The organism is Nitrospirota bacterium, from assembly GCA_016214385.1.
GTDB lineage: Bacteria > Nitrospirota > Thermodesulfovibrionia > UBA6902 > JACROP01 > JACROP01.
This window is the reverse complement of sequence record JACROP010000047.1, coordinates 1-8703: the sequence shown is the minus strand read 5'-3', so window position 1 is coordinate 8703 and position 8703 is coordinate 1. Positions and strand designations below refer to the sequence as shown.

The 8703-nt window shown below is 43.7% G+C and carries 7 protein-coding genes; 3 read left to right on the top strand and 4 right to left on the bottom strand.

All coding sequences use genetic code 11. The features are described from left to right. The 3 genes from clpB to dnaJ all read right to left on the bottom strand — a co-directional run. Positions 1-2450 (bottom strand): ATP-dependent chaperone ClpB (gene clpB, locus HZC12_03125; GenBank protein MBI5025719.1); only part of this gene is annotated, 2450 nt, incomplete at its 3' end. Positions 2451-2619: 169 nt separating this feature from the next. After that, entirely contained in the window at positions 2620-2961 is a 342-nt protein-coding gene (locus HZC12_03120; protein ID MBI5025718.1) for a MerR family transcriptional regulator, read from the bottom strand. 67 nt (positions 2962-3028) lie between these two features. Next, on the bottom strand, positions 3029-4078 hold the full coding sequence (gene dnaJ / locus HZC12_03115) for a molecular chaperone DnaJ (GenBank protein ID MBI5025717.1): 1050 nt from the start codon (positions 4076-4078) through the stop codon (positions 3029-3031). 381 nt (positions 4079-4459) lie between these two features. On the opposite strand from dnaJ, the gene HZC12_03110 reads away from it, so the two are divergent. From HZC12_03110 to HZC12_03100, 3 genes are read left to right on the top strand one after another with little or no spacing between them, the layout of a single operon-like run. Continuing rightward, a complete protein-coding gene (locus HZC12_03110; protein MBI5025716.1) occupies positions 4460-4723 on the top strand; it encodes a type II toxin-antitoxin system HicB family antitoxin in 264 nt (87 codons plus the stop codon). 4 nt (positions 4724-4727) lie between these two features. Next, entirely contained in the window at positions 4728-4958 is a 231-nt protein-coding gene (locus tag HZC12_03105) for a type II toxin-antitoxin system HicA family toxin (protein MBI5025715.1), read from the top strand. 40 nt (positions 4959-4998) lie between these two features. Further along, complete coding sequence (locus HZC12_03100) at positions 4999-6216, top strand: CPBP family intramembrane metalloprotease (protein MBI5025714.1); 1218 nt, start codon at positions 4999-5001, stop codon at positions 6214-6216. 216 nt (positions 6217-6432) lie between these two features. Here HZC12_03100 and HZC12_03095 read toward each other — a convergent pair whose 3' ends face one another. After that, positions 6433-8508 (bottom strand): HAMP domain-containing protein, encoded by a 2076-nt coding sequence (locus HZC12_03095; protein ID MBI5025713.1) that lies wholly within the window; start codon positions 8506-8508, stop codon positions 6433-6435. Positions 8509-8703: the final 195 nt, after the last annotated feature.

The following is an 8703-nucleotide window of genomic DNA, read 5'->3' as shown; positions in this document are numbered from 1 at the left end:
CCATAAACAGGGTCATAGCCAATCTTTGAGATGTATGCCTTTGCTTTTTCTGTGAGGCTCAGGTCAATGCGTCTTTCCGTCAGATACTTTTTCATCCGGTTGAGCTGAATGTCCACTATCTGCAGGAGCAGCTCCTCGCTCAGGGCGTGGAATATAATTATCTCATCAACCCTGTTTAAAAACTCAGGCCTGAAAAATTGCCTCAGGTCTTCCATAACTCCCTTCCGTATCTGGTTTTCATTGCCCCATGTAGTCAGCATTTCCTGGATGTGCTGGCTTCCTATGTTGGATGTCATTATCACAACCGTGTTTCTGAAATCCACAGTCCTTCCATGTCCATCTGTGAGCCTGCCGTCATCTAAAAGCTGCAGCAGGAGATTGAAGACCTCCTGATGTGCTTTCTCCACCTCATCAAACAGTATCACAGAATACGGCCGTCTCCTTATTGCCTCTGTAAGCTGGCCTCCCTCTTCATAACCGACATATCCAGGCGGTGCGCCTATGAGCCTTGATACTGTGTGCCTCTCCTGATACTCTGACATGTCTATCCTCACCATTGCACCTTCATCATCAAAGAGGAACTCGGCGAGGGCACGTGCGAGTTCAGTCTTCCCTACACCTGTAGGTCCGAGAAAGATAAAAGAGCCTATTGGCCTGTTTGGATCCTGGATTCCTGCCCTTGCCCTTCTGACTGCACTGGCAACTGCCTCTATTGCCTCATCCTGTCCGACAACGCGTTCGCGGAGTCGCTCCTCCATCCTGAGCAATTTCTGAATCTCACCTTCAAGCATCCTTGAAACAGGTATGCCTGTCCATTTGGAGACGATCTCTGCCACATCTTCTTCATCAACCTCTTCCTTCAACATCCTTCCTTCTGCCTGTCTGCTCAGGAGCTTTTTGTTTTCCTCATCGAGCTTTTTCTGAAATTCGAGCAGCCTGCCATACCTTAGCTCTGCTGCCCTGTTGAGGTCACCTTCTCTTTCTGCCTTTTCTGATCCAATCTTTGTCCTCTCAAGCTCTTCCTTGATAGCCCTTATGCTTTCTATTGTCTCCTTTTCTGCCATCCACCGGGCCTTGAGGGTGTTTCGCTTCTCTGTAAGTTCTGCGATCTCCTTTTCAATCCGCTCAAGCCTGTGTTTTGATGCCTCGTCTTTCTCTTTCATTACAGCCTGTTTTTCTATCTCATGCTGTCTCAACTTTCTTTCAAGCTCATCAAGCTCAGAGGGCATGCTCTCTATCTCCATCTTGAGCTTTGAGGCAGCCTCATCAATTAAATCAATTGCCTTGTCCGGGAGGAACCTGTCTGAGATATAGCGGTTGCTCAGCACTGCCGCAGCAACAAGGGCAGAGTCCTTTATCTTTACACCATGGTGGACTTCGTATCGCTCCTTGAGCCCCCTTAATATAGATATGGTGTCCTCAACATTGGGCTCTTTTATATAAACAGGCTGAAACCTTCTCTCAAGGGCAGCATCCTTTTCTATATGCTTCCTGTATTCATCGATAGTGGTTGCCCCTATGCACCTGAGCTCGCCTCTTGCGAGGGCTGGCTTCAGCATGTTGGATGCATCTATTGCGCCTTCTGCTGCGCCTGCGCCAACAAGTGTGTGAAGCTCATCAATGAAAAGGATTATCTTTCCCTCTGCGTCCTCAATCTCTTTAAGCACAGCCTTTAATCTCTCTTCAAATTCTCCGCGGTATTTTGAGCCTGCTACAATGGCTCCCATATCGAGGGCAACAACCCTCTTGCCTTTCAGGCTCTCTGGCACATCTCCTGATGTGACCCTCTGGGCAAGGCCCTCGGCAATTGCTGTCTTTCCAACGCCTGGGTCTCCTATAAGCACAGGGTTATTCTTGGTCCTCCTTGAGAGCACCTGTATTACCCTTCTTATCTCCTCATCTCTTCCGATTACAGGGTCGAGCTTGCCTTTTTTTGCGAGGTCTGTTAAATCTCTTGCATATCGCTGAAGCGCCTGGTACTTGTCCTCTGGACTCTGGTCTGTTACCCTCTGCGTCCCCCTTATCTCACGCATTGCAGAGAGAATCCTGTCTTTGTTGACGCCAAACCTTTTGAGAATTTTCTGTGATAGGCCTTCTGTTTCAATTATTCCAAGCAGGAGATGCTCAACGCTGATGTATTCGTCTTTGAGATGCTCTGCTTCCTGAAATGCCTTTTCAATGCAGTCCTTTAGCCTCTGCGTGATATAAAGCTGGCCTAATGGAGTCGGGCCAAGGACCTTTGGGAACTTCTCAATCTCTGTCTCAATCTCTGACTTTAATGCTTTTGTATCAACCCCGAGTTTTTTAATAATCTCAAGGGCAATACCCTCCTCGAGCAATACATAAAGCAGGTGCTCAATATCCACCTGCTGATTGCCCTTTTTCTCAGCAAACCTCTGTGCCTTCTCAATAGCCTCCTGGCTTTTAATGGTCAATTTATCCGGTCTCATATCGCCTCCTCTGCATACATCTTCTCTTGCCACTGACTAACACAGACTTAATAAATTTAATTCTTTTCATTTTAATCAGTGTTGTCTGCTCTTATTTTTTGTGTCTGTGCTCATCTGTGGCTAAATAAGTTTTATCTTGTTTTAAGTCTGGCTGAATAGTTACAAAATTTTATTCCTCAAAGAATGCCTTTTTTATCTGTTCCTCGAATTTTTTTCTTATATCATTCTCAAGATAGTCCATCATTTCTTCCATCTCCCTGTGCATGGCATCGAGCCTCTGCCTCATCCTGAGGATTATGTCAACGCCTGCCCTGTTTACTCCCATTTCTTTTGTGAGCCTCAATATCATCCCGATACGCTCCACATCTTCCTGTGAATACAGCCTCAATCTATTTACCCTGCTGGGATGTAAAAAGCCCTCTCTCTCGTAGAGCCTCAGGGTCTGTGGATGGATGCCAAACATCTCAGCCACAACGCTTATCATGAATAATGGTTTTTTCTTATCTACCATAGTTACCTCAGTTTACAGTGGTCAGTTGCCAGTCGTCAGTTGATAACTGATACCCGACTCCTGACAACTATTTATATGCTTTTTCTACCTCCTGAAGCGCCTCTTTTGTCTTGGCTGTAACTCTCTTTGGCACGACAATTTTTATAATCACAAACTCATCGCCCCTTACCCCTGACCTGTTTGGCATGCCCTTGCCCTTAAGCTTGAACTTCTGGCCGCTGTCTGTGCCAGGAGGCAGGGTCATGGATGCTGCGCCATCAATGGTCGGCACATTAATTTTCCCTCCGAGGGTAGCCTCGCCAATGGTAACAGGCACATCAACATAAAGGTCATCACCCTTTCTATTAAATACTGGATGGGGCCTGACTGTGATTTCTATGTGAAGGTCTCCTGCAGGGCCTCCACCCTCACCAGCTTCACCCATGCCTCTCAATTTGACCATTGAACCTGTGTCCACTCCAGCAGGTATCTTTACATTCAGGGTCTCTGTTAGAGCAGTCTTCCCCCTGCCAGCACATGCCTTACACGCCTTTGTAATCTTTCTGCCTGTGCCACCGCAGGATGTGCAAGATTGGGTCATCCTGAAAAAACCCCTCGCAGTCTGAATCTTTCCTGTCCCTTTACACTTATCACATGTTTGATATGCTTCGGCCCCTGAACCGCCGCATGTCTTGCACATAATCTCTCTCGTTATTGTGATTGGCCTTGTAGTACCCTTGAAAGCCTCTTCAAGGGAAAGCTCAAGACCCATAACCATGTCTGCGCCTTTATAAGCTGCTCTGGGTCTGAGCCTTTCGCCAAAGAGATCCGAGAAAATGTCCTCAACACCACCAAAGCCAAAATCAAAGCCAAAATCAGAGGGCCTGAATCCCTCAAAGCCAGGGCCTTCAAATACAGCCTTGCCAAAACGGTCATAATCCGCCCTCTTCTTCGGGTCGCTCAGGATTTCGTATGCCTCGCTTATCTCTTTGAACTTCTGCTCGGCTGCCTTGTCTCCCGGGTTTAGGTCAGGGTGGTATTTTCTCGCAAGCCTCCTGAATGCCTTTTTTATCTCTGCATCAGTGGCATCCCTTCCAACACCGAGTATTTCATAGTAATCCTTAGCTGCAGTAACCATCTTTCCTCTCAATCCCCATTCTTTGTAATGCTAAATTCGAAATGCTAATTTTGCAATGAACTCTATCTAACCAAAATTCTAATGTTAAAGAACCTCGTTTTAGGCCTAATGTCACTGTCCTCCCGAAGCGGGTCTCCGCACAGAGTCGCTTCGACTTTTCATGTTTCATAACATAACAATTGATAAGGATTATGTCAAGAGATTTTATATGATTGATGTATCACAGGGGTTACCTGTGGAAAAGGCTGTCCCAGTAAAGCTAAAGCAACGGGGCAGGCAAAAATGTATGCCTCTCTACGAGTCGTAGACCAATCAGGCCGAAAATTTGATACATTTTAACAAATGAGGTATTATTAAAAGCAATTATAAAGAGGAGGAGTTATGATACCAATAGATTTTGACATTATAGTTTTTAAGGAAAATGAGACTTATGTTGCCTACTGCCCTGAGCTTGATATTTCGAGTTGTGGTAATACCGTAGAGCATGCTAAGGAAATGCTCAAGATTGCTGTAAAGCTTTTTATTGAAGAAGCGGAAAAAATGGGAACTCTTGAAGACATCCTTGAAGAAGCGAATTACAAGAAAGACGCAAGCGGTAAATGGCTGCCTCCCAGATTAGTCGCAACAGAGATAGTAAGTATATAGCTCTATGCCTAAAATAGCTCCTATCCCTTCAAGCAAGCTGCGTAAAGTATTTGAAAAAGCAGGTTTTAAATGTGTAAGGGTTGAGGGTGACCATTATGTTTATACAAAACCTGGAATACCAAGACCTATTGTAATACCTGATTGGCCTGAGGTACCAGTATTTATAATTAAGAATAACCTGAGAACTGCGAATATTAGCAGGGAAGAATATTTTGAGTTATTGGAGAAAGTTTAGCGCTGTATGACTTGGCAAAAGAAAAACTTATTTGAGTCGTATGACAGATACTATTGAAAACATAAAACAATACCCAAATCGTCCTTGGCCGATAAAAGATATTATTTTCGGCATAGGTATTTTCATTGCATTTGATACATTCGGCTATATACTGTTCCATTCAGACTTTTTCAAATACAGGCCATGGATTTCTTTCTCTTTGTATTATCCTTTAAATTTAATTGGCGTTGCTATCTTGCTGCTATATCCCCTTTATATTTGCAAAAAAAGGGGATTCTGGCCTTTATTAAAACCTGTCACCTCAGGTCAATTCTTAAAGGAAATAATTCTATCGTTCTTCCTATTGTTACTTATAGTTTTTTGTATCGGCATCATAGCCATATTGATAGAGGTAGTACTAAACGAAAAACTAACCGATGAATGGAAATGGATACACTATGGACCTAACAACACTTTAAAGATATTGTTTCTTATTATGGGGTTTACCCTTGCCCCTGTTGCCGAAGAATTATTTTTTAGGGGATTTCTTTATAATGCATTTAAAACTCGTCTACCTATCTCTTTGGCAGCGGTTATACAAGCAGTGCTCTTTGCAATAATACATCCATACTCTTTAGCAAATAGATTCTTGATCTTCTTAATAGGTATCGCGCTTGTAATAGTCTACGAAAAAAGGAAAACGCTCCTTTCACCAATAATAGTTCACGGGATTAAGAATGCTTTTCCCATAATCCCCTTAGTAGTCCTGACCGTTCAAAATCTTCATACCCCTGCCCAGGACTGGAATGAAGCTATGAAAAGACCTGAATGGTTTGAATCTTCTCCTCCATCTTATGTAGAGCGGAAAAAAGATGGTATGCAACAGTGGCAGTACGCGATTGATACATGGGGGAGTGGGGGATCAAAGCAGTGGAAGAAGGAAGTAAATGCATTTAACGCCGTTTGTTTTTGGTTCCCTGAGGATTCAACGGCCTGTGCTAAAGCAAAACTCGGGATAGTCCATATTTATCATTATTACCTGAATGATTACCGACGGGCAATTATCGAAACAGACGACCTTTTATCAAAGTATCCTGATCTAAGAGAAACAGCTGCCGCTGCTTTATCGATAAGGGGATGGGCATATTATATGCTGAAAGATTTTCAAAAAAGTAGAGAATCCTTCGATAGGATTATTAATGAGTTCAAAGAACATAAGAGCGCTATTGAATCTGCACAAAAAGGTCAAGAGTGGTTAAATGCCATAACAAAGGATTAAGGGAGTAAGGTCTTTCATTTTGATATTTTGCAAGAAATAGCAGGCTGTTGAAAAACTCTAAAATAACCATAAGTGTCATTCCCGCATGCTTTTAGCGGGAATCCAGCTCTTGTAAATTCAATAAGTTCTGGATTCCTGCTTTCGCAGGAATGACGACACGGGGCAGGAATGACAATCTGGAGAACAAAATAGGACTTGACCCTCTATTTTGCTAAGCTATTTTATCTTAAATCTCTCAATTTCTTTCTTCAGGTCTTCGGCCTCTCTCCTCAGTGCCTCCATGGCCAGATCTATCTCCGAGGCTATATCCATTCCTTTCATAGCCACGGCCCTCACATCATCAATAGATTTAAGTATAGTTTCACTACCAAACCTCTGATCATTGGTAGCCTTGGCTATAAGCTGGGTCTTCTCTGCTGTATTATCTGCAATTACCCCTATCTGTTTGCTTCCCTTTGACTGTTCTTCTGTGGACTTCTTTAGCTGTTTAGCTATATCACTCACGCCCCCCATCACCTTTTCTATATGGTTGGTTCCGTTCCTGAGTTCCTGGCTTGCCCTTGCGACCTGAACTATCATATCCTTTATTCTGTCAACTGCCTCAGCCACCTGTCTTACACCTTTTGCCTGTTCAATTGCTGCCCCTTCTATGCCCTTTATTGCATTCTGGGATTGCTGCGAAGAATTAATGATTCCCCTTAAGACATCTCCTGCGCTGTGAACCAGTTTGCCCCCCTCCTCTACGCTTACAAGCCCTTCCTTCGTAATATTTACAGCATCTTGAGTTTCCTTCTGGATCGTCTGTATAAGAGTGTCTATTTCCTTCGTTGAAGTGGAAGTCTTCTCAGCCAGGGCTTTTATCTCATCTGCTACTACTGCAAAGCCCTTTCCATGTTCTCCTGCCTGGGCAGCAATAATGGCTGCATTGAGGGCAAGCAGCGTGGTCTGGTCTGTTACTTCATCTATAAAAGTGATGATCTTACTTATCGAGTGTGCCCTCTCCCTGAGGTGGTTTACAGAATCACCGGCCTTCTTTACAGAGTCTCTGATTTTGTCCATCCCATCTATGGCGTTAACTACTGAGATCATCCCGTGTTCCGAGGCGTCGGTAACAACCTTATCTGCAAGCCTTGTTGCCTCCTTTGCATTATCCGCCACGGTTCCTATGGCAGCATCGAACTCTACTATCGTTGTGCTTGTCTCACCTATAGCCTCTTCTAAGACCTCCATACTTTTTGCACCCTCATCAGCCGAGGCCACCATCTCTTCTACGGAGGCCGTTACCTCTGAGATAGCGTTTGAAAGACTATCGGCGCTCTGGGCTACTCCTTCTATGGAAGCGCTTACCTCAAGAATGGATGATGATGTCTCCACTGCCGAGTTAGAAAGGGTCCCTGTAGAGTCAGCTATCTCTCTGATGGAGGAGTTTAACTCCTGTATAGAGGATGCGGTCTTCTCAACGGCATCTACCTGTGTCTTGGCACCTTCAGTCATTTTTTTAGAGTTCATCGCTATCTGCTCGGATGCCATGGACACATTAATGGTGGTTGACTTAAACCTGCTAATTATCTCACTGAGGTTTTTAATCATCCTGTTAATAGCCCTTCCTAATTCTCCAACCTCGTCCTTTGAGCTGATCTCTATGGTCTTGGTAAAGTCACCACTCGACATCTCAAGGGCAGTAGAGGCAACGGTGGTTATAGGTTTTGCAATAAATCTTGTTATAAAGAAGGCCACCAGGGTGATGACGATGATAAGTCCTATGCTCGCAACAGTTATAGAACCCAAAAGCATGGAGGAGATCTGGGCTGACACCTCTTCCTGTTTTAGGGCCACTTTTACTACGCCAACCGGTTTCTTCTCATAAAATACTGGAAGTGTTGTTTCATAATAATTTCCTCTAACACTATTGATAGTTTCATCGGTCTTTATAGACTCTATCTCCGCTATTTCTGCAGGAGTTAGGATTTTACCAACCATATCTGCATTGTTATGAAAAAGAACCTTACCCTTACTATCCACAATCATAGAGTAACCGATATCCTTATTCTCGTCGCTTAGCCTTTTCAACTTCTCATTCAGTCCTGTAAGAATTTCGATGGGTACACCTACTTCCACAGGCCTACTTACATCCCTTTTAATCTCCTCTCCAATTACTGTTGTTTTATTAAGAAGGGCAGTTTTGTACCGATCAGTGACCCCCTTTATCAGAACTGCAGTATTTACCCCTAATACTGAAATTAGAATCAGTGTCATGACCAAAATTGACTTATTCCTTAAATTCATTTTCATCTTTTACTCCGGTTTTAAAATTGCCCCTGAACTTGCTTCAGGAGGTTTACCCGACCCTTCCTTTTTGATTTTTTTTGATACCCCTGAACAGGACAATAGGGCCATATTTTACTATACCTACGCTTACCTCCATGTGCAAATTTAGTTAAATTATAATAAAAGGGAGCGAGAGGAAAGCTCGCTCCCTTAAGGCTT